The sequence below is a fragment of the Amycolatopsis silviterrae genome (assembly GCF_042684085.1).
Classification (GTDB): Bacteria; Actinomycetota; Actinomycetes; order Mycobacteriales; family Pseudonocardiaceae; genus Amycolatopsis; species Amycolatopsis silviterrae.
Genome location: NZ_JBHUKS010000008.1, coordinates 287,593 through 311,636, shown reverse-complemented (window position 1 = coordinate 311,636; position 24,044 = coordinate 287,593). Strand labels below are relative to the sequence as shown.

At 68.6% G+C, this 24,044-nt stretch carries 20 protein-coding genes; 10 read left to right on the top strand and 10 right to left on the bottom strand.

The genetic code is table 11. The features are described 5' to 3' along the window. Positions 1-41: 41 nt before the first annotated feature. Complete coding sequence (locus tag ACFSVL_RS13445; RefSeq protein WP_378303921.1) at positions 42-482, bottom strand: nucleoside deaminase; 441 nt, start codon at positions 480-482, stop codon at positions 42-44. Between the two features lie 23 nt (positions 483-505). Then, positions 506-988, bottom strand: a complete 483-nt coding sequence (locus tag ACFSVL_RS13440) for a tRNA adenosine deaminase-associated protein (RefSeq protein WP_037354362.1) — start codon at positions 986-988, stop codon at positions 506-508. Between the two features lie 76 nt (positions 989-1,064). Here ACFSVL_RS13440 and ACFSVL_RS13435 point away from each other — a divergent pair, with 76 nt between their 5' ends. Both ACFSVL_RS13435 and ACFSVL_RS13430 read left to right on the top strand, forming a co-directional pair. After that, entirely contained in the window at positions 1,065-2,294 is a 1,230-nt protein-coding gene (locus ACFSVL_RS13435) for a M20 metallopeptidase family protein (RefSeq protein ID WP_378303919.1), read from the top strand. 150 nt (positions 2,295-2,444) lie between these two features. Then, a complete protein-coding gene (locus tag ACFSVL_RS13430; protein ID WP_378303917.1) occupies positions 2,445-3,347 on the top strand; it encodes a dihydrodipicolinate synthase family protein in 903 nt (300 codons plus the stop codon). 4 nt (positions 3,348-3,351) lie between these two features. Here ACFSVL_RS13430 and ACFSVL_RS13425 read toward each other — a convergent pair whose 3' ends face one another. Continuing rightward, entirely contained in the window at positions 3,352-4,317 is a 966-nt protein-coding gene (locus ACFSVL_RS13425; protein ID WP_378303915.1) for an RNA polymerase subunit sigma-70, read from the bottom strand. 210 nt (positions 4,318-4,527) lie between these two features. On the opposite strand from ACFSVL_RS13425, the gene lysA reads away from it, so the two are divergent. Next, complete coding sequence (gene lysA / locus ACFSVL_RS13420; RefSeq protein WP_378303913.1) at positions 4,528-5,862, top strand: diaminopimelate decarboxylase; 1,335 nt, start codon at positions 4,528-4,530, stop codon at positions 5,860-5,862. On the opposite strand, the gene ACFSVL_RS13415 is transcribed toward lysA, so the two are convergent. After that, entirely contained in the window at positions 5,859-7,385 is a 1,527-nt protein-coding gene (locus ACFSVL_RS13415) for an APC family permease (protein ID WP_378303911.1), read from the bottom strand. The two genes, lysA and ACFSVL_RS13415, sit on opposite strands and share 4 nt — an antisense overlap. Positions 7,386-7,575: 190 nt before the next feature. On the opposite strand from ACFSVL_RS13415, the gene ACFSVL_RS13410 reads away from it, so the two are divergent. After that, the gene (locus ACFSVL_RS13410; protein ID WP_378303909.1) at positions 7,576-8,073 is read left to right on the top strand and encodes an Lrp/AsnC family transcriptional regulator; all 498 of its coding nucleotides are present in this window, start codon (positions 7,576-7,578) and stop codon (positions 8,071-8,073) included. A gap of 2,223 nt (positions 8,074-10,296) precedes the next feature. On the opposite strand, the gene ACFSVL_RS13405 is transcribed toward ACFSVL_RS13410, so the two are convergent. Both ACFSVL_RS13405 and ACFSVL_RS13400 read right to left on the bottom strand, forming a co-directional pair. Then, positions 10,297-12,126, bottom strand: coding sequence for a LamG-like jellyroll fold domain-containing protein (locus ACFSVL_RS13405; protein WP_378303907.1), 1,830 nt, complete (start codon positions 12,124-12,126; stop codon positions 10,297-10,299). A 124-nt stretch (positions 12,127-12,250) separates the two neighbouring features. Continuing rightward, on the bottom strand, positions 12,251-12,784 hold the full coding sequence (locus tag ACFSVL_RS13400; protein WP_378304269.1) for a DUF6328 family protein: 534 nt from the start codon (positions 12,782-12,784) through the stop codon (positions 12,251-12,253). 836 nt (positions 12,785-13,620) lie between these two features. Here ACFSVL_RS13400 and ACFSVL_RS13395 point away from each other — a divergent pair. Beyond that, entirely contained in the window at positions 13,621-14,202 is a 582-nt protein-coding gene (locus tag ACFSVL_RS13395; RefSeq protein ID WP_378303905.1) for a superoxide dismutase, read from the top strand. Between the two features lie 21 nt (positions 14,203-14,223). On the opposite strand, the gene ACFSVL_RS13390 is transcribed toward ACFSVL_RS13395, so the two are convergent. The 3 genes from ACFSVL_RS13390 to ACFSVL_RS13380 all read right to left on the bottom strand — a co-directional run bounded on the left by ACFSVL_RS13390 (position 14,224) and on the right by ACFSVL_RS13380 (position 18,667). After that, positions 14,224-14,625, bottom strand: coding sequence for a TIGR03667 family PPOX class F420-dependent oxidoreductase (locus tag ACFSVL_RS13390; RefSeq protein WP_378303903.1), 402 nt, complete (start codon positions 14,623-14,625; stop codon positions 14,224-14,226). Between the two features lie 190 nt (positions 14,626-14,815). Next, the gene (locus ACFSVL_RS13385; protein ID WP_378303901.1) at positions 14,816-16,234 is read right to left on the bottom strand and encodes a DUF2339 domain-containing protein; all 1,419 of its coding nucleotides are present in this window, start codon (positions 16,232-16,234) and stop codon (positions 14,816-14,818) included. Between the two features lie 1,305 nt (positions 16,235-17,539). After that, complete coding sequence (locus ACFSVL_RS13380; protein ID WP_378303899.1) at positions 17,540-18,667, bottom strand: AraC family transcriptional regulator; 1,128 nt, start codon at positions 18,665-18,667, stop codon at positions 17,540-17,542. Here ACFSVL_RS13380 and ACFSVL_RS13375 point away from each other — a divergent pair. The 3 genes from ACFSVL_RS13375 to ACFSVL_RS13365 all read left to right on the top strand — a co-directional run bounded on the left by ACFSVL_RS13375 (position 18,660) and on the right by ACFSVL_RS13365 (position 21,765). Then, complete coding sequence (locus ACFSVL_RS13375; protein ID WP_378303897.1) at positions 18,660-19,508, top strand: SDR family oxidoreductase; 849 nt, start codon at positions 18,660-18,662, stop codon at positions 19,506-19,508. The two genes, ACFSVL_RS13380 and ACFSVL_RS13375, sit on opposite strands and share 8 nt — an antisense overlap. A gap of 302 nt (positions 19,509-19,810) precedes the next feature. Then, a complete protein-coding gene (dusB, locus tag ACFSVL_RS13370; protein WP_378303896.1) occupies positions 19,811-20,956 on the top strand; it encodes a tRNA dihydrouridine synthase DusB in 1,146 nt (381 codons plus the stop codon). A gap of 131 nt (positions 20,957-21,087) precedes the next feature. Next, the gene (locus ACFSVL_RS13365; protein WP_378303894.1) at positions 21,088-21,765 is read left to right on the top strand and encodes a DUF2306 domain-containing protein; all 678 of its coding nucleotides are present in this window, start codon (positions 21,088-21,090) and stop codon (positions 21,763-21,765) included. Positions 21,766-21,842: 77 nt separating this feature from the next. Here the strand turns inward: ACFSVL_RS13365 and ACFSVL_RS13360 are convergent, their stop codons facing one another. Continuing rightward, a complete protein-coding gene (locus tag ACFSVL_RS13360; RefSeq protein WP_378303892.1) occupies positions 21,843-22,262 on the bottom strand; it encodes an Hsp20/alpha crystallin family protein in 420 nt (139 codons plus the stop codon). Positions 22,263-22,426: 164 nt separating this feature from the next. On the opposite strand from ACFSVL_RS13360, the gene ACFSVL_RS13355 reads away from it, so the two are divergent. Together ACFSVL_RS13355 and idi are read left to right on the top strand one after the other, a co-directional pair. Next, positions 22,427-23,260, top strand: a complete 834-nt coding sequence (locus ACFSVL_RS13355) for an alpha/beta fold hydrolase (RefSeq protein ID WP_378303890.1) — start codon at positions 22,427-22,429, stop codon at positions 23,258-23,260. A gap of 158 nt (positions 23,261-23,418) precedes the next feature. Then, positions 23,419-23,982, top strand: a complete 564-nt coding sequence (gene idi / locus ACFSVL_RS13350) for an isopentenyl-diphosphate Delta-isomerase (RefSeq protein WP_378303888.1) — start codon at positions 23,419-23,421, stop codon at positions 23,980-23,982. Positions 23,983-24,044 lie beyond the last annotated feature (62 nt).

The window sequence follows — 24,044 nt, the reverse complement described above, 5'->3', positions numbered from 1 at the left end:
CGAGAACAATACCGGACCCCCTCCACGGCTCGCGGCGGGGGTTACTCGGCCCCCGGGCGGCGGTCCGCGAAGTACGTCTCGAGCAGGGCCGCGCAGTCGCTTTCGAGCACCCCGCCGCGGACTTCCGGCCGGTGGTTGAGGCGACGGTCGCGTACGACGTCCCACAGCGACGACACCGCGCCCGTCTTAGGCTCCCAGGCCCCGAACACCAGCCGCGCCACCCGCGCGAGCACGAGCGCGCCGGCGCACATCGTGCAGGGCTCCAGCGTCACCGCGAGCGTGCAGCCCTCCAGCCGCCAGCCGTCGCCGAACTCGCGGGCCGCCGCGCGCAGGGCGAGGACCTCCGCGTGCGCGGTGGGGTCAGCCAGCTCGACGCGCGCGTTGCGGGCCGCGGCCAGCGGACGTCCGTCCGGGTCGAAAACGACCGCGCCGATCGGCACGTCGGCACCAGGAGCGCGGGCCGCGTCCAGCGCGGCCCGCACGGCCTCGATGTCGTCCGGCCGTCTCAGAGCTGGTCCAGCAGTTTCGAGAACTCGGCCTCGAAGCCGCACCGCTGGGCGATCATCTGGAGCTGTTCGTCCGGGTAGAGGTCGACCTCGCCGACGATCACCTCCAGCTCGCCGCCGGGCAGGCCGAGGTCGGCCAGGATCTCGAGGTCGCCCTCGGGCCAGACGGCGTCGTCGTCCTCGTCGGGCGGATCGACCCGCAGCACGTCGAGGACGTCCGCCGCGATGTCGTAGTCGAGCGCCGCGGCGGCGTCCGACAGCAGCAGCGACGGTCCCCTCGGGCTCGGCCGGACGATCACGAAGAACTCGTCGTCGACGGCCAGCAGGCCGAACGCCGCCCCGGTCGACCGGAGCTTCCCCAGCTCGGTGATCGCCGCGTCCAACTCTGTGAGCGCCGAAGAATCAAGCGCACTGCACCGCCACCGACCGTCTTCACGGACCACAGCTATCGCGAAGCCCGTGACCGGCTCTTGCACCGCCATGCGCACACCGTATTCCGCCTCGCTGGCGAACGCACGCACGGTGCGCCCGAAGCGTGCGAGGTGCCACTATCGAGCCATGACCGGACCCACCGACCTCCCCACCTTGCCCGGCAACCGGCACGCCGGGCTGCTCGACGCCGCACGGCAGCTGCAGGACCGCACTGTCGAGCTTCGCCGCGCTGTGCACCAGCACCCCGAGCAGGGCTTGCAGCTGCCACGCACCCAGGCGGCGATCCGCGCCGCGCTGGCCGACCTGCCGATCGAACTCACCGACGGCCGCTCCACGACGTCGCTCACCGGCGTACTGCGCGGAGCCCGTCCCGGACCGGCCGTGCTGCTGCGGGCCGACATGGACGCGCTGCCGCTGACCGAAGACACCGGCCTGGAGTTTTCGTCCGAGGTCGACGGTTCGATGCACGCCTGCGGACACGACACGCACGTCGCGATGCTCGCCTCCGCCGCACGGCTGCTGTCGGAGCGGGTCGAGGACCTGGCCGGCTCGGTGGTGTTCATGTTCCAGCCGGGCGAAGAGGGTCTCCACGGCGCGCGGCACATGATCCACGAGGGGGTGCTGGACGCGGCGGGCACGCGCGTCACACGAGCCTTCGGCCTGCACACGATCGCCAACAGCCCGAGCGGCGTCCTTCAGGTGCGCGGCGGGCCGATGATGGCGTCGGCCGACACGTTCAGCGTCGAGGTCATCGGCCGCGGCGGCCACGGTTCGGCCCCGCAGGACGCCATCGACCCGGTGCCCGCCGCGGCCGCGATGGTCGGCGCGCTGCAGACGATGGTCACCCGCCGGATCAGCGTTTTCGACCCGGCGGTGGTCTCGGTGACCCGCATCGAGGCCGGTACGACGACGAACATCATCCCCGAGCGGGCAGTGCTCGAGGGGACCATTCGCACGCTGTCGGAGTCGACGCGCTCCTTCGTCCGCGAGGAACTGCCGAAGGTATGCGAGGCGGTCGGAGCGGCGCACGGCTGTCGCGTGTCGGCCGGTGTGGACCCGGGCTACCCGACGACGGTCAACGACCCAGAGGTCGCCGCTGAGGTGTTGGCGCTGGGTGCGGCGGTGCTCGGGGAGGACAGCGTCGAGGAGCTGGCCACGCCGATCATGGGTGCCGAGGACTTCTCGTATGTGCTGCAACGAGTCCCCGGCACGTTCGCGTTCATCGGTGCCCGGGAGCCCGGCGCCGATCCGGCGACTACCGAGGACAACCACTCGAACCGGGTGCGGTTCCACGAACCGGCGATGGCCGCCGGGGTGGCCATGTACACCGCGTTCGCGCTGGACGCCCTGCGCTGATCCCCAGGTCGGCACGCCCCGCCCCAGGGGCGTGCCGACTTTTTCGAGCTTGATCTAGGACGCTTATCCCAAAGATCAGGACGATTGTCCTGGTTGGCCTCGTGTTAGGCTCCGGTCGTCGAGACATCATATATCAGATCGGATCTGCTCGTGGCGTTCGAGAAACAGCGACAGCGGCTCGCCGGCGTGGTGGCGATCCCGGTGACCCCGTTCACCGCGGCCGGAGACGTGGACGCCGAGACGTACGAGCGGCTAGTCGAACGGCTCGTGCTGAGCGGCGTCGAGGTCGTCACGCCGAACGGCAACACGGGCGAGTTCTACGCACTCGACGAGCAAGAAACGCGACAGTGCCTCGAAGCCACCACGAAGGCCGCGCGCGAGGCGAGCGTCCTCGCTGGCGTCGGCCATGACGTGCGTACAGCCGTGAAGGCGGCGAAGCACGCGCGCGCGTCCGGCGCGGACATGGCGATGATCCACCAGCCCGTGCACCCGTACGTCTCGCGCGCGGGCTGGATCGACTACCACCGCGCCATCGCGAACGAAGTGCCCGAGCTCGGGGTTGTCCTGTACGTGCGCAACCCGGCCATCGAGGGTTCAGACCTGGCGCAGCTCGCCGATGCCGCACCGAACGTCCTCGGCGTGAAGTACGCGGTGCCAGACCCAGTGCGCTTCCGCACTGTCGCGCGCGACGCGGGGCACGAGCGCTTCGTGTGGATCGCCGGTCTCGCCGAGCTGTCGGCCCCTGGGTACTTCGCGGTCGGCGCGACGGGCTTCACCTCCGGCCTTGTGAACGTCGCCCCGCAGATCTCGCTGGACCTGTTCCGCCGCCTGCGCAACCACGACTTCGCCGGAGCGATGGAGATCTGGGACCGGATCCGCCCGTTCGAGCAGATGCGCGCCGCGGAGGGCAACGCCAACAACGTCAGCGTGGTCAAGGACGCGCTCTCCCAGCTCGGCCTGTGCCGCCCCGACGTGCGGCCGCCGAGCAGGCTGCTGACGACCGCCGAACGGGACCAGCTGTTCGAAATCCTGTCCTCGTGGGGGCTTTCGTAGCGCTTCAGGCGAGAGTCGGGGGCAGGTCGAAAGCCCGGAACACTTCCGGGCCGAAGGTCGTCACCTCCGCGACGCGACTGCCGTCCAGCCGCAGCGTCACCAGCCCGAAGGCCCGGAACTCCCCGGCTGTGCGCGCGTACGTGGCGAGCGCAGGCAGGCCGTTCGCGCGCGTCTCGACAACACGGAACTCGGCAGCGGCGTCGCCATGGAACGCCGGTGCCCAGCCTTCGAGCACTACGGCCCGCCCCGCGTACCACGTCGGTTCCGGCCCCATATGCCCGCCAGCGCCCGGAGCGTGGCTGCAACGCACGTCTTCACGCAACAGCTCCGTGAAGGCCGCTTCATCGTGGTCAACAAGCGCCTTCACGTACTTCGCGACAACTGCGCGTTCCTCGTCGCTCGCCGACGCAGACGCCCACTCCGTACGTCGCGTAGGCAAGTGCTCCTTCAACTCGGCACGCGCCCGCAACACGTTGCTGTTCACCGAAGCAGGCGTCGTGCCGAGCGCTGACGCCGTCTCGCGCGCAGACCAGCCGAGTACGTCGCGAAGCACCAACGCGGCCCGCTGTCGCGGCGAGAGATGCTGAATGGCCGCGAGAAACGCCAACTCGACCGTCTCCAGCGCGACGACGACAGCGTCCGGCTGGAGCACGCTGTCCGGCACCGGCTGCAGCCATGGCACCGCGACGTCGGGACGCGGCGCGAGATCCGAGTCGTGGACGACCGGAAGGTCGAGCACCGGCAGTTCCCGCGGATGCGCTTCGAGGTAGTCGAGACACGCGTTAGTCGCGATCCGGTACAGCCAGGCACGCAAGCTCGCGCGGCCTTCGTACGTCGAACGACCCCGCCACGCCCGCAGCAACGTCTCCTGGACCAGGTCTTCCGCCTCGTCGAACGAGCCCAGCAGCCGGTAGCAATGCACCCGCAGTTCGTGCCGGTACTGCTCGGTCTCGCTCGCGAAGTCCGTCATCTGTTCAACCATGTCCGATAAGACGGCCGCCCGGCGGAAAACTCAGCAAAGCCCAGCTCAACCGGGGTGTGGCGGACGTTACTCACGCGTTAAGAACGCGTCAGCACGACCGCCCGGACCATCAGGGGCCCGTTTCCGGGACGTTCCGGGCCGGTGTCGGCGCAGTGTGCTGGCGATGTTCGCCGCGATCGACATCGACCGGAGGTAACCGTGACGCTCAGCGAGCTGCTCCCGAGTCTCGGCTGCGAGGCCGCCGACCACCTAGAACCGGGACTCTGGCCGCAAGGCACGAAGCTCGGCGAAAGCGGTGAGCTGCTCTTCGCCGGCGCGCCGGTCAGTCACCTGGCCGCGCGCTTCGGTACGCCCGCCTATCTCCTCGACGAGGAACACGTGCGCGAAACGGCCCGCGCTTACCGCCGTGCGCTGCCTGAGGCCGACGTCGCCTTCGCAAGCAAGGCGCTCTGCACGCGAGCAGTGTTGCGTTGGGTCGCCGAAGAAGGACTGTCGCTCGACACCTGCTCCGCGGGAGAAATCGCCGTCGCGCGCGCTGTCGGGTTCCCCGCGGAGCGCATTCTGTTGCACGGCAACGCGAAGACGCCGGAAGACCTGAAGGCGGCGCTGCAGTACGGCGTCGGCCGCATCGTCCTCGACTCTCTCGACGAAGTCGAACAGCTCGGCGCACTCGCGCATGGCGCACAACGCGTCCTCATCCGCGTCACGCCCGGCGTCAGCGGCGATACGCACGCTGCGATCACGACAGGCACCGAAGGACAGAAGTTCGGCTTCTCGCTACGCCGAGACGTACGCGACAACGTGGATCGCGCTGTCGCAGCAGTGCTTTCGCAGCCAAGCCTGCAACTGACCGGGCTGCACTGCCACATCGGCTCGCAAGTGTCCCGTGTGGACCGTTACGAGGAAGCCGCGCGAAAGATGGTCGAAGTGCTCGTACGCATCCGCGACCAGTACGGAATTACGTTGCGCGACTTGGATCTAGGCGGCGGTCACGCGGTGCCGTACGCCGACCGCGAAGCGTCCTTCGACCTCGACGGCTACGCCCGACGCCTACGCGTCGCGTTGGGCTACGAGTGCTCGTCACATGACTTCCCGTTGCCACGCCTGACAATCGAGCCCGGCCGCGCGATCGTCGGACCAGCAGGGATCACAGTGTATCGCGTATGCGCGGTAAAACGCGGCGCGCGCACCTTCGTCGCTGTCGACGGCGGCATGAGCGACAATCCGCGCCCCGCGCTGTACGGCGCGCGCTACACCGCTCGTCTCGTCGGCCGTCGCACGAAGGCCGCGCGTACGCCGATGACGGTGGTCGGACGACACTGCGAGTCCGGCGACGTACTGGCGGACGTCTGTCTGCCCGACGACATCCACGTCGGCGACCTGCTGGCCGTGCCGTGCACCGGCGCGTACCACCACTCGCTGGCGTCGAACTACAACCTCGTCGGCCGCCCACCGCTCGTCGGCGTACGCGACGGGCACGCCACGCTCCTCGTACGCCGCGAAACCGAAGAAGACCTGCTTCGCCGCTGCTAGCTCTCGATGGTCTGACCGTCGCGGGCAACGGCGCCACGCGTCAGACGTCGCCCCGCGAAGAAGTCACGGCAGGCGCGTTGCACGGCGAACATCAACGGAAAGCCCACGAGGATCGCGACAACACCGATCACCGCGACGCCGCCGACACCGAACACTGTGGTCTCTCCGGCGTCAGGCTTCGCGTACGCGATCGCGGCGAACACCAGTACTGCCAGAAAGAACACGCCACCGACAAACGGCAGTAGCCCGCGTAGCAAGAAGTTGCGCACGCTCGACAACAGTGTCCGGCGAAACACCCACACGCACGCCAGCGCCGTCACCGTGAACTCAATCGCGATCGTAAGCCCGACCGCGTCCACCGAATCCGCGAGCACGTTGCGGCTCCACAACGCCAGCAGCACATACAAGGCGAGCGACACCAGCCCGAACGCCCAGGTGGTCACCGACGGCGTCTGATACTTCGGATGCACCCGGCCGAACACCTTCGGCAGCGCGCCGTAGCTGGCCATCGACAACGTCGTGCGCGCGGCGGGCATGATCGTCGCCTGGCTCGTGGCCGCGCCGCTGGTCAGCACCGACACGATCAGCAGCACCCCCATGACCTTGCCGAACCCGGACGTCCCGAACACCGCGCCGCCCAGCCCGGCGAGCACGTCCTCGGCGTTCGCCGCATTGGCCAGCCCGATCCCGTGCTCGCCGACACCCGCGAACGCCAGCGCCGCGACGGTCACCAGCAGGTAGTTGAGCACCAGCAGCACGGTGGACAGGATCGCCGCCCGCCCCGGCGCGTGCCGCGGATCCGCCGATTCCTCGTTCACCGAAAGCGAACTCTCCCAGCCCCAGTAGATGAAGACCGCGAGCAGCACCGCCGACACCGCCGTCCCGGCACTGACCCCGCCCGGCCACAGCCAGTCCCATTGCGGCGTGGTCGCTTGCGGGCCCGCAGTGCCGGTGTAGACGCGGATGAGGGCGACGACGGAGAAGATCACCAGGACGGCGAGTTCGATCCCGAGAAGGATCCACTGCGCCCGCGCGGACACCTCGATGCCGCGGTAGCACAGCCAGCAGAGCGCGAGCAGCCACACGCAGCCGATCGCGGTCGTCACCGCTCGGTTGTTCGCGAGGTCGTCTAGACCAAACAGCAGCAGCGTGTATCGGCCGGTCAGCGCCGACTGGCTGCTCATCACCAGCAACTGCGCCACCAGGACGACCCAGCCGGTCATCCAGCCGACGCGACTGCCGAACGCGCGGGTGGCCCAGGTGAAGTTGGTCCCGCAATCGGGCTCGGCCGCGTTCAGTTCCCGGAAGGCAACCGCGACGAACAGCACCGGGACGAACGACAGCAGCACGAACGCGGCGGCCTTGAACCCCGTGCCCGCGAGCACGACGAACCCGAGCGTCGCGGCGATCGAATAGGCCGGGGCGGTCGACGACAACCCGATCACCGTCGAAGACACCAGGCCCAGCGCGTTCGAACGGAGCCCCTTGGCCGGCACCACGGGCGCGGCGACGGCTTCACTCATTGGAATATTCCTCCTAGTCAGTGGCGGTCCGCGACCGTACCCGCAGTTAGCCCGCACCAGAACGGCGGTGTGTCCCGGTGCGATGTCCGCCATCTGGAGAAGAAAACGGGAAAGGGTCTCCTGCTCTCCGGCTTCGGCCGATACGCTGCGCATCTGACAAATCACATGCCGAAACACAGGGAGGGACGGCATGGGTGACGAAAACCGTACGAAAATCGAGGAACCGCGTGCTCCGAGAGCGCTAGACGGGACCGACCGGACGCTCATCACGCTGTTACAGGAAGACGGCAGGGCGTCGTTCACGGCGCTGGCCAAAGCGGTGGGTCTTTCGGAGGGCGCGGTGCGGCAGCGAGTACAACGGCTGCTGCGAGAGGAAATGGTGCAGATAGTCGCCGTGACCTCACCAGAACACGTCGACCTGACCCGAAGGGCGATGGTCGGCATCACGGTGGACGGAGACGCCCGCGAAGTGGCCCAGCAACTGGCCAAGGTCGCCGACGTGCACCAGGTAGCCCTCTGCTCAGGCCGCTTCGACCTGCTGGCAGAACTCCTGTGCCGCGACGACGACCACCTCCTGTCCGTACTGGGCGACGAGGTAAGGCCGATCGCCGGGGTCTCCTCGACGGAGCTGTTCGTGTACCTGAAGCTCGCGAAACAGGACTATTCATGGGGACGGCTGACCGCCTGATCCGCGGGTCTGGTTCTTGGGCTGGTTCTCGGGCTGGGTTCGTGGCGGGGTGCATGGCTGGCGGGTGCGGGCTGGGTTCGCGGTGGGGCCTCGGTCTGACGGGTCCGGCTGGTTCTCCGGCTGGGTTCATGGCCGGCGGGTGCGGGCGGGGTTCGCGGTGGGACCTCGGTCTGACGGGTCCGGCTGGCTCTCGGGCTGAGTCCTCGGCTTGGCACGGGCGGGCTGGTCGGTCGGCTGAGTGCTCGGCTTGGGTCGAGTGCTTGGCTCGACACGAGCGGACCGGTTGCGCGGTTGGGCGCTTGGCTTGGCACGGGCGGACTGCTCGCCGGGTCGAGTCCTTGGCTCAACACGAGCGGACGGGTTGCCCAGCTGAGTCCTCGGCTCGACGCGGACGAACCGGCTGCCCAGCGGGGTTCTCGGCTTGGCACGGGCGAACCGGTCGCCCAGTCGAGTCCTCGGCTCAGCACGCACGGACCGGCTACCCGGCAAGGTTGTCGGCTCGGCATGGGCGAACTGGCTGCTCGGTTGAGTTCTCGGATCGGCGCGGATTCGGCAGCTCGACTAAGTCCTCGGCGCGGCACGGGCCGATTGCCCGGCAGGCTTCCCGGCTCGCCGCGGACGGACCCGGTGTCCGGGTCAGGCCCTTGGCTCAACACGGGCGGGCTGGTTGCCCAACTGGGTCCTTGGCCTGGGCTTATCGACCGCGGTTCGTGGACTGGCAGGTTCGGGTTGGGTCTTCGGCCCCGGCTTTCGGACCGTCCCGCCCGGACCGGATCGGGCCGCTACCCCGGTTGCGTCGGCCAGGCCATTGGACTGGACCAGCCTGGTTTCCTAGGCGGGTTCGGCCGGTCTCCGGACTGGATCGGACCGGCTGGACCAACCGTCCCGCGGGCACGGCCCTCAGGACGGACCGGACCTGGTTCGCAGGCAGGGCCGACTGGTTCTCGGACCGGGTCAAACCGGTTCCGCAGGCTCAGTCCCCGGCGGATCAGGTCGGGCCGACTGGTTCCAAGCCTGGACCAAGTCGGTTCCGAGAGGAGCAATCCTCGGGCTGGCTCGGCTGGTCCCCGACGCACGATCCTCACCCCGCGGCGCCCGACCGGCACCGTTGGGACTGGATCGTCCGAGTTCGGGGCGGGACCAGCCCGGGTCAAACCGTGGTCCGGATTTCGGGTACCAGCACTGGCTCCGGAATTCCGGTTCCAGCATCAGCGCTGGTCCCGGTTTCGGAAGACAGCACACCGCCCGTCCCGGCACCGAGGTTCCGTCCGTTCCGGCAACGGGCCCCGGCCCAAACGCCAAACCCCGGCACGGATTGAGGCCAGACCCCGGCCCAGCAACGGCGCTGGCCCGGCAAGGGGTTCCCTCCAGCAACGACGCTGGCTCGCCACGGGATTCCCCGCCCAGCCGCCGGCCCAGCGACGACGCTGACCCTGGCACAGGCCCCAGCGGCTCCAGCAACGACGCTGACCCCGGCAACAGGCTCCAGCCTGACCATCGGTCCCAGCAACGACGCTGACCCGCCCTGGCGCGACTCGACCACCGGCTCCAGCATCCATGCTGGTCCCGGCACCGGGCTCCACCCATGGGCACCCGTGCCGACCAGGCAACGGTCTCGGCCCAACCACCGGCATTCATGCCGACCAGGCACCGGTCTCCGAGACCCAGCCACCGGCATTCGTGCCGACCAGGCAACGAGGCTTCGGCACCTGTGTCGACCCGGCAACCGGGCTCAGCCCCACCGGTCCGGCAACGGCACCGGCACAGGCAGCGGTCCCAGCACTGACGCTGGTCCCCGCCGCCGGCTCCACCCGACGTTCCCTGCCCCAGTCCCCGGCAAGGGAACGCTCGCCGACTTCGCGCGTCTTCCGCGCGGCAAGACCAGTCCCACTCACCGGCAAAGTGCTGGCCTCGGAAATTCCCCCCGGGGCCAGCACTCGCCCGTACCCGAATTCGCCACCGGCAGCTCCGTCACTCAGCACCGGCACCCATTACAAAGCCATCTCAAGATTAGCCCGACTGGCCGAAGTCATCAGTTTCGCTAATACCCCCGAACGGCCGCACCCGTCGAATTCGCCTCCAGCTGAATCGGAATAGCACCTGCTGGATTCCCGAATCGGCCTTACGCCAGGAGCTGACTCCCCGCCCGGCCGAACCCCGCAATCCCCAGGCCCGGCCACCTTCCGCGAACCGCAATTGCCGAGACGCCAATCGCCCGGCCGGTCAGCCGAGCAGGAATTCCCGCGGAGCCAGCGCCCGGTCGACCACCCTGGCCTCGCCGATCTCGCCGTAGAAACTGCGCTCGACCTTGCCCCGGTACGACGACGCGCCGACCAGCCAGCTGCCGCCCGGGTTGGCCAGGCCGATCGCCGGAGTCTTGGGGTTGCGCAGCAGCGGACAGCCGTCGACGTACAGCGTGCTGCGCCATCCGTCGTTGACCACCGCGACGTGCCACCACTTCGCCAGCGGCAACTCGTGCCCCCAGTTGGTCGAGATCCCGTTCTGGTTCAACGGGAACACCGCCCACTGCAGCTCCGCGCCGTCCGAGACGCTGAACGTCGCGGCCGATTCGTTCGGGTCGTCGCCGGACTTACCGGCCGCGCCGCCGTTGCCGAGGCGCGCGAAGATGCCGCACCAGCCGTGGGTCCCGTTGCGGAAGTCCTCCGGTAGGCGAATGAACGCTTCGACTGTGTAGCCGCGCTGGAAGGTCAACCTGTTCATGGGCGCGCTGTCGACAGTCTGGAGGTACGCGCCGCGGCCGGGATTGCGAGCGCCGTCGAACCGAAGGCTCGCCCGAGACGGCTGGCGAGGCGAGAAGTCCGCCGAATAGGTCAGCGCATCAGGCCCACTGCCCGCCACGGTCGCGCGGCGCAGGTCGTTGCCGCGGCCGGTGAGGTCCTTGATCAGCACGTCATCCGGCACCGGAGCACCCGCGCGGCCACCCTCGAACCGCCAGTACGCGACGGTGCCGGGCACGAGCTGCGGCCTCACCGGGCGAGCCGGCGGCACCGGGACCGGCGCGAAGCCAGCGAACCGCTTGTCGAAGTCGATGTCGATGCTGAAGTAGTCGACATCGGTGCTGCGCTCAGCTTCGATGCGCTCGAGTTCGGTGAGATCACGCCGCCCGTCGAGCCACGGCGAGAACGTGCGGACGTCGATGACACCGCGGGCGACGTCGAACTGGTATAGCCGGATCATGCCGCTGCCGCCGTAGTAGCGGTCCTGGTAGTTCGTGAGGTGCAGGTGGACATCGTGGCCGGCGGCGTTGCGCTTCACCAGGCGGCCCGGCGGCCAGTAGTGACCGTTGAGGGTCAGGAAGATCTGGTCGCTTTCGTTGACGAACTCGTCCCAGACCTGCTGGCCGAAGTCCGACAGGAACGCCTTGCCTTGCTCGTCGGAGTTGACCAGCTCGTGGATGGTGAGAATCGCGGGCATCCGCGGATGCCGCGCGAGAACCTGCTTGGCCCAGGCGAACCCGCCCGCCGACGGACGCCAGTCCATCGCGAGCACCAGCCATTCCCGGCCAGCGGCCCGGAACACGTGGTAGGTGTTGTAGCCGTCCTTCGACGCGCCGCGGAACGTCGGCGAGTTCCGCTGCCGCTGCGGCCCGAACGCGTCGAGGTATGGCGTCCGCCCGCGCTGGTCGTCGGTGGAGCCGTCGATGTCGTGGTTGCCCGCGAGCGTGCTGTACGGGAACCGGAACCGGTCGAGCGTCTGGAACGACCGGCTGATGCCGGCGAACTCCCGAGCCTGCCCGTTCTGCGTGAGGTCGCCGAGGTGCGCGAGGAAGACAACGTTGTCGTCGTGCGCGTGACGCAGCACGTACGACAACGACGCGTCCACCGGTGCCGAGTCGCCCCGGTCCTCGTCGAAGAGGTACTGGGTGTCGGGCATGACCGCGATCGTGAACCGCGGACTGTCACCGTCCGGCCGGCGAGCGACGCTGGGATCGGCCGCCGCGATCCCGTTCAGGCCAGGAAGTGCGGACACGGCCGCGCCGGCACCGAGGATTCCGGCACCGCGCAGGAAGTTCCGCCGTGAAGAGTCAGTCACGAGCAGGAAGCTACGGGCCAGCCCCAACCGCTGCGGCAACAATTGCCGACGGCTCGATGAACACCTCCGCGCTCAAGGCGTTTCTGTCCTGCGCAGGACAGAAGGCGGTCCGCACCGACGCCGCTCAGTGACCGTCGCGTCGCCTTTGGTCGCCACCGAGCATGCCCGGCACCGCGAACCACAGCAGCCCGAACAGCAGCACCGCCATCCCGCCGACGAGCCCCATCGCCACCGACCCGAACGCGACCTTCGCGATAAGCGCCACGGTCACCGTGATCGCCGCGGCCAGACACCCGAAGCCAACCAGCACCACCCGGTTCCCGACCCGCAGGATCTGCTCCCGCCGCCCGGTCCGGAACAGCATCCGGTGCCACGCCGCAGGCGCGATCAGCAACGCCGTCGCCGCGACGGTGAGCAGCACCGCGAGCAGATGCAGCGTCTTCTCGAACCCGCTGGCGTCGTGAAACTGGCCTGTGAAGACCACCGACAGCAGGAACCCGAAGAGGATCTGCACGCCCGCCTGCGCGACACGCAACGCCTGCAACAGCTCGCCGACGTTCCGCTGCAGCATCTGGTTCCGCGTCTCGCCCGTGTGCTCGACGTCGTCGCCGACCTCCGCAGGTTCGCCGACCCGCGCCGATTCGCCGCCGTCCGGCAGCCCGCCGCTGCCAGCCGACCCGGCGCTGCCAGCCGGTCCGCCGCTGCCAGCCGGCCCGCCGACCGCCGCCGACCCACCGCCGTCCGGCAGTCCGCCGGAGCCTGCCGGTCCGCCGGCATCCGCACGACGGCCGTCAAACCCCATAGCGCTGTTCGGGTCTTCAGGCATGTCGGGCTCCACTGGTGCTCGCCGCAGCATCGCCGGGCAAGTCCGACGTTGCCACGCTGCGTAGTACCCAACGCGTCAACGCCCGAAAACTCACCCGTTCTGGTCGAGCGACGATCGCGACCACCGTCCGAGCCCGGCCCGACCGTCCTCTCCGGAACGTCCGTCGCACGCAGCCAGGCTAAACCGCATGCTCGCGCCTAAACCTGGATCGAGCTCGAACTCGGAACGGCACCAAGACCTCGGTCGGCCAAGACCTGGGTCGACCCGCAGGCTGGAACGCACTCGCACCCGGACAGCGCCTGAGGCTAAGGCCCAGCAGTCTCCTCTCCTACCGGAGCCCCGTCCGGGCCTTACCCACCGTTCGACCCAGCCCGAGCCTGGCCCATCGCTCGCCCTGGCCCCACGCGCAGGCCCAGCCGACGGCTCGCCCTGACCCCACGCGCGGGCCTAGCCCGAAGCACGCCCTGACCCGGGCGGCCCCGGACCTTGTCCGCGACTCACGCCCGACTCACGTCCGGATCTGCCCGATCCACCCGCCGCCAGCACCCGGCCACACCCAGCGCACCTCACGTCCGCACGGAAAGCCACCCATCCCGAGATCCGGGCAACCTCCACACGTTCGAGTGGAGAACATGGCACGGCTCGCGCCGACTAGTTAGAGAAGTTTCATGCGTTTCCTCCCCAAGCTCCTTTCCACGGCCTTCGCCGCCGGTCTCTCCGTCACTGGCCTCACCGCCACCTCCGCCGCAGCAGCTCCGGCCCCGCCACTGCACTTCACCGCCGCTCACGGCACGTTCGCGGCGTACACACCGAGCAGCCAAGCCGTCACGTACCGCCCGGATCTCGTACCCGCCGGGGCCAAGGCGCACGTCGCCGCCCTGTCCGCCAGTCGCGTAGGCACCACCACCGTGCTGGTGATCAGCGGCCTCCTGCCGCAGCACGAATACGGTGCGCACGCGCACGTGAACTCCTGCGGCGCCACCGGTGACGCCGCGGGTGGGCACTTCCAGCACGTGCCGGACCCGGTGAAGCCCTCGGTGGATCCGGCCTACGCCAACCCGCGCAACGAGATCTGGCTCGACTTCACCACCGACCGCTCAGGAATCGGTCATGCAACCTCCACGGTGAACTGGACTTTCGACGGACGGCGGGCGAAGTCCGTGGTGATCCACGAAACCCACACCCACACCGACCCCGGACACGCCGGAACCGCGGGTGGACGGCTGGCCTGCCTGAACGTCGGCTTCTGAACCTGGAGCCGATCTCAGTCGTCAGAACCCCCAGGATTTCTCCGGCACGATCCGGATCCGGACCGAGTAGTCGGCGTCGAAGGCAGCCGCGTCGGCGAATCCGATGCCGGCGTAGTGCCGCTGATACTTGCCGAGATAGCCAGGTGCCTCAGAGGCTTTGGCCTCGCCGATGTGCGCACGTCCGTTGACGACGATGATGCTGCCGCCGTACTCGTCGCTGTTCAGGTGGAAACTCACCTCTGGATTGGCGGCGAGGTGCCGGAGTTTGGCTGTGCCCGGCCGGCTGAAGACCACGATGTCTTCGCCGTCGAGCACAAACCACACCGGCCGTGGCGCCGGGCGACCGCTCGGCGTCACGGTGGTGAGCCATGCGACGGATTCACCAGCGCGTTCAATGAGTTTCGGATCGTGGGTGTAGGTCATGGTCGGTTACCTCCTCGGTAGGTTTCCCAGGTAACCACGAGCCACCGACAGTTCCGACCCAACAGCCCGAATCACAGTCCGCACGAGCTGCCTCCGACCACAGCCCATGCGACCGTTTTTTGTTCCTACAAAAGGGAATTCCCCGATCCGACATCGTCTCCGATTCCCCGGATCGGGGGATTCCTCAAGATCAGCGCGACGCGACAACGCGCGCGTACCGCGCACCCGCCACGAGCAGGATCACTCCGGCGCCGAGGAACGCACCGACTCGGGCCAAACCGTCCAGTGCGGCAAGGTCGAACAAGACGAGCTTGGCGACGGCCGCCGCGACCAGCACCAAGCCCGTGATCCGCAAGGCAACCACCTCGATTCCGCGCAGGAGAAGGATGAACGCCACGATCGTCCAGGAAACAGTGACGATCGTGTGGCCGACCAGGAATCCAGCCCGGCCAGGAACGACGAGCATGGCCGCGGCGAGCACCAGCCCGGCAGCACCGTAAAGCGCGCACAAGCCCGCAGGCAGCCAAGGGGCGAGGCTGGCCGATTTCACCACGCTCAGCCGAATTGCCGCCCACGGCAACACGATCGCCGCGGCAAGGAGGAGCGCGGACGAAGCCATCGCGGTGAGCAACAGGGCGCTCGGATGCCAGCGCGGAAGCACCAGCAAGGCCGGGGTAACGTCCGATCCGAGCGCGAACAATCCGCCGATCACCGCGAAGACGAGAGAACCGCCTAGCGCGAACCGGTTTCGAGAGAACTTCGCCGCGAACGCGAGCACCACCGCTTCGCCCAGCAGGACCGTTCCGCCATCGAACTGCGTGAGCGTCGTCTGCATCGCCGCGACAAGGCCAGCGATTCCCGCGACCGTACCGGGATTCCCCCGCACGATGGTCCATGTCGCGACGAGCACGACAGCCGTTCCTCCCGCCAGGAACACGGATTCCGGCTTGTGCAGAAGCAGCGCGGCAACCAGAACCGGCAGCGGTGCGATCGCGAGAATGGCCAGCGAGTACGGCTCGTTGTCGTTACGCCGCAACAGGATTAGCGCCGCAGCCGCACTGACCACGCTGGCGATGATCACCACCCAAACCGGCAAGGTGCGCAGCCCGATGCCGATCAGTGCTGTTGTCAAGGGAGGAATGGCTGCAGTAAACGAAAGGGGCGACCATGACCGCCGAAGCTGGACAGGGACCGTCGCGATCTGGATCATGAGAAGGAACGTCACGAGTTCACCGGTGAAGCCCCACGTGATCAGGGGCGCGCACACTCCGCATCCTCCCACCACAGCATTCGCCAGGAGAGAGGAATCCCATTTGACCGCAAGCAAAAGCCCGCCCACCGCGATCGCCAAACCGACCGCGAGCCCAGCGGGAACCGGCAGGAAATCATACAAGGAGGTGGCAGCGACAGTGTCGAGGTAAAGCGTCGCGATCCCAGTGGCGACAAGGGCGAACGCCCCAGTGCGCGCAGCCGGTTTGCGGTGCAGCCAAACACCCGCGCCGACGAGGATTCCGCCGAACGCAGCTCCGACCGCCACCCGTGGCAGCGGGCCAAGCCAGCCACGCTGGATGGCCAGGATCAGCAGCAGGACGACCCCGAGCAGCGTCACCGCGCCGCCGATCCACGCCAGCAGTCGCGAACCGGCACCTTCGCGGCCGAGCCGCTCACGGAGCGTCGGAGGCGGGGTGTATGGCGGCGGCGCGTAAGGCAGCTGGCCGTACGGCGGCTGTTGCGCGGTTGCCTGCGGGTACCCGTGGGTTGACTGTCCGGCGGCGAACTGGTCAGCGGTGGGCTGTCCGTGGCCCGGCTGGGCGGCGAACGGGCCGGCTGCGGCAGCGTCGGCGGGCAGTCCGGTGCCGGGCTGCGGCGTCGACGGGTGGGCCGCGCCGGCCGTGGGCTGGGCGGGAAACGAAGCTGCGTATGGGTTGTATGGGTAGTAGCCCGGGTGGGGGTGAAACGCTGCCCCGTGCGCGGCTGAGTAGGCCGGGTACGACCTGGCGCCCGGCGCTGTTGGGTAGCCCGGAGCGGTCGGGTGAGGCTGCGGTGCAGGGTGACCGGGCGAGGGAAGGTGACCGGGTGCAGAGGGTTGGCCTGGCGCGGCAGGCCGGCCTGACTCAGCGCTCTGGCCAGGTTCGGCTGCCGGGCCCGGTTCGGACGTCCGACGCTGCTCGGCTCCCTGGCTCTGCTCGGCTGTGTGGTCCCGTTCGGCTCCCAGGCCCCGCTCGGCAATGTGGCTCTGCTCGGCTCCCAGGCCTCGCTCGGCTACGTGGTCCGGCTCGACTACGTGGTCGTGCCCGGTTCCCTGGCCCTGCCCGGCAGGGTGGCCCGGCGCTGCAGGGTGGCCCGGCGTGGAGGTCTGCCCCTGCGCTGCGGAAGCGGCCGCCGAGTCGGGCGAACCCTGCGCAGCCGAGTAGTCGGAGCTGACGGGCTGAGTGACGCCAGCCGGGTAGTTCCCGGCCCCCGCCTCACCGGCCGACCCTGCGGTCTCGGCGGGGCTGCCCGCCTGGCCCGGTGCCAGCGGGGAGTCTGCCGCTGCGTCCAGTGTGGGCTGGTCGGCGGTTGGCTCGGGCTGGAGGTGCACCGCGCGGAGTTCGGCTCCTACGTGCGTCAGGCGGCGGCCGAGGTCGTCCAGTTCGCCGGCCAGGCGATGGAGCGTTGCAGCTTCCGTGGTCATACCGGACAGCCTCGGCGAAACCGCACGATGATCGGATCCGTAGCACTACTCAAGGCTGGACACGAGATGGTCACCGCCACGGCGCGAACCGCGCGGAGCGGCCCGGCTGCGTGTGCCGGACGTCACGGGCCACCGGCCGTAGCTGCCACGGTGAGCGCGCCCACGTTGAAGATCGGCCCTTGCCAGGTCGATCCTCCCGTCGTGCTCGCTCCGATGGCGGGGATCAACCAGGCACCATGCCTACGAGTCATCGCCGTGGAGCACCGCATCGCGATGGTGCATCGCGCGATAACGCCCAGGAGCCTGACCGACGATCCGTTTGAAAGCGCGGGCGAACGCGAACTCCGAGTCGTAGCCGACTTTCCGGGCGATCTGCCGGAGAGGGGCTTGACCCTCACGCAGCAGGCGCGCGGCCACGGTCATCCGCCAAATGCCGAGGTACTCCATGGGGGTGTGCCCGGTCGTCGACGTGAATCGGCGGCTGAACCGGGCGCGCGGGACACCGACGGCGTGCGCGAGTGCTTCCACGGTCCAGGGTTTGGCGGGGTCGTCATGCAGGAGCGCGAGCGCGGGGCCTACCGCAGGGTCGTGAAGCGCGTGGGCCCACCCGGCCAGTTGGTCGGGCCGGCCGAGGAACCAGGACCTCAGGGTGTAGGTGAAGAGCAGGTCGAGCAGCGAGGCCACCACGGCGGGCGTGCCGCGGCCAGCGTGGTCGACCTCGGTGGTGAGCAGCTGGACGGCGGCGGCGAGGCTGGTGCCGCGCATCTGGTCCGCCGTGACGTGCACGACGTCGGGCAAGGATGCGATGAACGGGTGCTGTGGTGCCGGTTCGAGCAGGTACGCGCCGCAGACCAGAACGGTCTCCGGACCGTCTCCCTCGATGACGAGGTCGGTGGCCGACAGCTCCTCCAGGTCGGCACCGAACAACTCTCGCACGGTGGTAGCCGGCCGGCCTGAGGTGTCGGCGACAACGTGACCAGCGCCGGACGGCAGCAACGCGACATCCCCTGGGGCGAGATGCAGAGCTTGTCCGCCGTCGGGGACGAGCACGTAAGAACCGGCGATTACGACGTAGATCGTGGCGATCGAACGTGACTCGAACGCGATGCCCCAGGGGGCGCTCAGCAGCGCCCTTCCATAGACCACGCCGCCGCGCCGCAGGGCGGCGACGATCTGGCCCACGATGTCGGCCACATGGTCACGCTCACGACCGACCGCTCTTTCCGTCACCGCCACGCCCGATTCGCTCTGGCATGGCACCGATCGGACATAAATCTGTCGAGAACTGTCATGGCGCGCGTCGATAACCCATTCATACGCTGATGGTGTTACCGATTCGACCTTACCTTGTGAGGAACGTGTGCCCACCACTGTCCTTGTTCTCGGCGGGGCCGGCCGCACCGGACGCTGCGTGGTGTCCCTGCTGGCCAAGCAGGGACACACGATTCGGGCGGCGAGCCGGACGCCGGGGAGCCCGGAAGGTGCGGTGACACCGGTTCATTTCGACTGGAACGACCCGGCGACCTATCCGCCCGCGCTGGAGGGCGTGGACGCGATCTACCAGTGGTTGCCGACCACCCCCGACCCCACGGCAGAGGTCGCGGCGCTGCTGAACGACGCCAAAACCGCCGGGGTTCGCCGGGTCGTGCACCTGTCCAACAGACCGGCGCATCTATCCGGTGAAAAATTCCCGATGTATTGGGTCGAACGATTCCTCGAAACGGGGCCGGTGCCCGCGACAATTCTGCGTCCCAACGTCTTCGCCGAGAACTTCTCCGAACACCCCGCGATCCTGCAGGGCATCCGCACCGGCGTCGTCGCGGTTCCCGCGGGCGATGGCCGGGTGGCCCCGATCTCCGTTGAGGACATCGCCGCCGTAGCCGCGGTCGCCCTGACCCAGGACGGACATCAGCACAAGACCTACTCCCTGACCGGACCCGATTCACTGTCCTTTTCGGACATGGCCGCGATCGTCGGCGATGCCGCGGGAAAACCGGTGCAGTACCAGGCGATGGACCCGGCCGAGTTCCGCGAAGCCATGCTCTGCGGGGGCACTCCTGGTCAAGTCGCCGACTTCTACGCCACCATGTACGAAGGCATCCGCAACAACTGGGCCGCCGACGTGACCGGCGAGGTCCAGCGGATCACCGGCCGGCCGCCGGTCTCCTTCGCCGACTACGCACGCGCGGCGGCAGCTCGGTGGCGCTGATCAGCCGGACCTGTCCACGACGGCATCGCGGATCGTGGCCGTACCCTCGCTCCCGGGCAGTCCATCGCGAACGGCGAACGCGAACGGATCGAGAAGCTCCGACCGTGGCGCGGTCCCAGGAAGTCCTTGACGCCTACGGGACTGCGGCAGGTTCAGCGCCGGGACCCATCTGACGTCGGGGCCTACCTGCGAAAACAGCCGTCACGTCAGCTGTTGACGACACCGGCCGAGCCAGGCAGCAAGGGCAAGCGATGCCGACCATCGGCCGGCCCGGCCTAGCGTGTTCGACACCACAGGCGACAATGGAGGACGTGACTGCCACCCTCAGCAAGCCCGCCCTCAAGATCGGCCCCTACCAGGTCGATCCTCCAGTGGTGCTCGCTCCCATGGCCGGCATCACCAACGTCGCGTTCCGGCGGCTCTGCCAGGAGTACGGCGCGGGCATCTACGTGTGCGAAATGATCACCGCCCGCGCGGTCGTCGAACGCCACCCCGGCACGATGCACATGATGACCTTCGGCGAGCACGAAAAGCCGAGGTCCATGCAGCTGTACGGGGTCGACCCGAAGACGATGGCCGAGGCCGTGCGCATCATCGTCGGGGAAGGGCTCGCGGACCACGTAGACAGCAACTTCGGTTGTCCTGTAGCGAAAGTAACGCGGAAGGGCGGCGGCGCGGCACTGCCGTTCAAGCGGCGGTTGTTCGCGGACATCGTGCGCGAGTCGGCGAAGGCGGCGGCTGAGGGCGGCGTGCCGTTCACCGTGAAGTTCCGCGTCGGCATCGACGACGACCACCAGACGTTCCTCGACGCCGGACGCATCGCCGAAGCCGAGGGCGCGGCTGCCGTCAGTCTGCACGCGCGCACGGCCGCCCAGCGCTACTCCGGTCAGGCCGACTGGACCAAAATCGCCGCGCTCAAAGAGGCGGTCACCAGCATTCCGGTGCTGGGCAACGGCGACATCTTCAGCGCGGACGACGCGCTCCGCATGGTCGCCGAAACCGGCTGCGACGGCGTAGTCGTCGGGCGCGGCTGTCTCGGGCGGCCGTGGCTGTTCGGCGAATTGGAGGCGGCGTTCCAAGGCCGTGAAATCCCGGCGGGGCCGAACCTCGGCGAGGTCGCGCGCGTCCTGCGGCGGCACACGGAACTGCTGGTCGAGCACGACGGCCCGGACAAGGCCATGCGCGACATCCGCAAGCACATGGCCTGGTACCTGATGGGTTTCCCGGTCGGCTCCGAACTCCGCCGCGGCTTCGCGATGGTGACGAGCATGAACCAGCTGGACGACCTGATCGCGCAGCTGGACCACGACGCTCCGTTCCCGACCGCCGCGACCGGTCCGCGCGGGCGGCAGGGCTCGCCGGGCAAGGTCACGCTTCCGCACGGTTGGCTCGACGACCCCGACGACGACTGCGTCCCCGAAGCCGAAGACATGCACTCGGGCGGCTGACAGTCGTCCAGCCGGCGAGGACGCCGGAGCACATCGCGTACCACCTGACTTACGCAATTCTCGCCGACGCGGCCAACCCCGCCACCACGAGACGCTCACTGCACAGACCCAGTCCGAGCAGGAGTTTCGTGATGACTTTCGCCGTTTCCCGCCGCAGCCGTCGCCGGATCGCCTGGACCGCGGTCGCGGTGTCCGCCGTCGGCGTCGCGCTGTTCTCCGCCGTGACCTACCTGACCGGCGACCCGACGCTGAGCCGGATTCCGCTCAACCCGGCGATCGCCTTGCACTACTTGACGATCGTGGCGCACGCGCTGCCCGCAAGCCTGGTGCTGCTGATCGGGCCGTTCCAGTTCGCCGCGAAACTGCGGACCAGACGGCCGAAACTGCACCGTGTCCTCGGCCGGATCTACGTGGTGAGCATGATCTTCGCCGCGGCCGCCGCGCTTGCGGCGGCGACGTTCTCGGTCGACGGCATCTCCGCGCAAATCGCCTTCTACCTGCTGGCCGTCGCATGGCTTTACACGCTCTACCGCGGCTACACCTTCATCCGGCAGGGCCAGATCCAGCTCCACCGCATCTGGATGATCCGCAACTACGCACTGAGCTTCGCCGCGGTCGTGCTCCGCGGGTTCCTCGGCATCGGCGCGGCGGCGAAGAGCATCGTTCCGACGCTGAGCTTCGCCGATATCTACTCGACCAGCGCGTGGGGCTCGATCATGGTCTGCGTCGTGGTCGCGGAGTACTTCGTCATCAACCGGACGGTCGCGCCGCTGGTGCGCAAGCGGCAGGCGGCGGATATCCCCAGCTGACCTGCTCAGATAGCAATTGTCCCCAGGTTATCCACAACCCACTGTGGACAACCTGGGGACAACTTGGGTGCACGGCCTCAGGCGTCGATCTCCTGCGGCGCTCCGCCGACGGTGATCTTGCGCGGCTGTGCCTTCTCGGCGACCGGGATGCGCAGCGTCAGGACGCCGTCGACGTAGTCCGCGGCGATGCGCGTGGTGTCGAGCGTGTCACCGAGGAACAGCTGGCGCGAGAACTTGCCGCGCGGCCGCTCGGACACCTGGACCTGCGCGTCTTCGACCGCGACGGCGGAACGCTCGGCGCGAACGGTGAGCACGTTGCGCTCGACGCTCACGTCGATCGAGTCGCGGGCGATCCCCGGGAGGTCGAACTGGACGACGTACTCGTCGCCAGCGCGGTACGCGTCCATCGGGACGGAGCGCGGCGCGGTGCCCTGACCGCCGAAGAACTGCTGGGTCAGGCGGTCGAACTGGGCGAACGGGTCGGTCCGGATCAGCATTGTCGAGTCCCCTTTCGGACAACTGCGGTCAGCTGCTCGGGTGCTGACCAAGCCTACAAAGTTGCCAACGTAGGACTCAACTTATTTGTTCCCGCGTAGCTCAGATCACAGTGTCGGCGCGAGACCGGCCAAAACTGTCGGTGCCGGTCCGTAGAGTGCGTCTCGTGATCGACCAGCTGACCATCCCGACCGACGCGGGATCCTTCGACGCCATCGCCGCCGGCCCCGATGACGGCCGCCCGGTTCTGCTGCTGCACGGCTTTCCGCAGGCCGCCGTGGAGTGGGAACACCAGGTGGCGACGCTCGGCGTGCTCGGCTACCGCGCGGTCGCGCCGGACCAGCGGGGCTATTCCCCGGACGTGCGGCCCGAGCGCCCGGCCGAATACGGCATCGCGACGCTGGTGTCCGACGTCGTGGCGATGGCCGACGCACTCGGCTGGAGCACGTTCGATCTGGTCGGGCACGACTGGGGCGGCGCGGTCGCGTGGTGGACGGCCGACGAGCACCCGGACCGGCTGCGCAGCCTCACCGTGGTGTCCACGCCGCACCCGGGCGCGCTCGCCGAGGCGATGCGCACGGACGAGGACCAGCACGTGCGGTCGGCGTACATGACGGAGTGGCGGCAGACGCCCGCCACCGAGCGGCGCATGCTGGCCGACAACGCCAAGGCGCTGCGCGACATCTTCGACCGGCGCATCCCGCCGAGCAAGATCGACGAGTACGTGCAGCGGCTGTCCGAACCGGGCGCGCTCACCGCCGCCCTGAACTGGTACCGAGCCGGGCGTCCGGGCGGGAAGATCGGCAAGATCTCGGTCCCGGCGATGTACGTGTGGTCCACGGAGGACGTCGCCTTCGGCTCCACCGCCGCGCTCGACACGGCGAACTGGTGCACCGGGCCGTACCGGTTCGAGATGCTGGAGGAGGTGTCGCACTGGGTCGCGGAGGAAGCGCCGGAGGCATTGACCTCGTTGATCGTCGAGCATCTCGGCAGCCGGTGATCCGGCGGCTAGCCCAGGTCGCCCGCCCGGTTCGTTCGGCTGGGTGTCCGAGGGGCTGCGGATTCGAGCGTTGAGTGAAGAACCGACACTCGATTCGGGCGAAACGGCCACCCGCCTCGCGGTATCGACCGGTAGACGCGTGGTGTTCAGTATCCGGAGTGGACACCAGCACTGAAGCCGAAACCGAACGCGTCGTCTTCGTGACCGAGGACGGCGTGCCCACCGGGGAGACCGGGCCGAAGCTCGCCAGTCATCACGCGGAGACGCGACTGCACCTCGCGTTCTCCTGCTACGTCCTGCGCCGTTCGGACAACGCTCTGCTGATCACCCAACGTGCGCTGCACAAGAAGGTGTGGCCGGGGGTGTGGACCAACAGCGTGTGCGGCCACCCGGCTCCCGACGAGGCGCTGGAGACCGCCGTGCGCCGGCGGGCTTCGTACGAACTCGGGCTGTCCGGACTCGAAGACCTCGAGTGCGTGCTGCCCACGTACCGCTACCGCACGCCGCCCTTCCAGGGGATCGTGGAGAACGAGTTCTGCCCGGTGTTCGCCGCGTGGGCGGACGTCGATCCGCGGCCGAATCCCGAGGAAGTCGGCGGATGGCGATGGATTTCCTGGGCTGATTACGCACGGTGGATAGAAGATCCGGCGACTGACGCGAGTTACTGGGCGCGTGATCAATTTGCCCAGCTCAAGGACAAAAAGCCCTTCTCGGCACTCTGAGCGGAGAACTCCGCTGCGTGACATCATCGGATGTTCGTCGTCCACTTGAGCGAAATTCACCT

Bases quoted from the DNA above. Each gene is read 5' to 3' on its own strand.
- ACFSVL_RS13440 (WP_037354362.1), bottom strand. From the start codon at position 988: ATGGCGGTGCAAGAGCCGGTCACGGGCTTCGCGATAGCTGTGGTCCGT.
- ACFSVL_RS13435 (WP_378303919.1), top strand. From the start codon at position 1,065: ATGACCGGACCCACCGACCTCCCCACCTTGCCCGGCAACCGGCACGCC.
- ACFSVL_RS13425 (WP_378303915.1), bottom strand. From the start codon at position 4,317: ATGACGGACTTCGCGAGCGAGACCGAGCAGTACCGGCACGAACTGCGG.
- ACFSVL_RS13415 (WP_378303911.1), bottom strand. From the start codon at position 7,385: ATGAGTGAAGCCGTCGCCGCGCCCGTGGTGCCGGCCAAGGGGCTCCGT.
- ACFSVL_RS13410 (WP_378303909.1), top strand. From the start codon at position 7,576: ATGGGTGACGAAAACCGTACGAAAATCGAGGAACCGCGTGCTCCGAGA.
- ACFSVL_RS13395 (WP_378303905.1), top strand. From the start codon at position 13,621: ATGCGTTTCCTCCCCAAGCTCCTTTCCACGGCCTTCGCCGCCGGTCTC.
- ACFSVL_RS13390 (WP_378303903.1), bottom strand. From the start codon at position 14,625: ATGACCTACACCCACGATCCGAAACTCATTGAACGCGCTGGTGAATCC.
- dusB (WP_378303896.1), top strand. From the start codon at position 19,811: ATGGAGGACGTGACTGCCACCCTCAGCAAGCCCGCCCTCAAGATCGGC.
- ACFSVL_RS13365 (WP_378303894.1), top strand. From the start codon at position 21,088: ATGACTTTCGCCGTTTCCCGCCGCAGCCGTCGCCGGATCGCCTGGACC.
- ACFSVL_RS13360 (WP_378303892.1), bottom strand. From the start codon at position 22,262: ATGCTGATCCGGACCGACCCGTTCGCCCAGTTCGACCGCCTGACCCAG.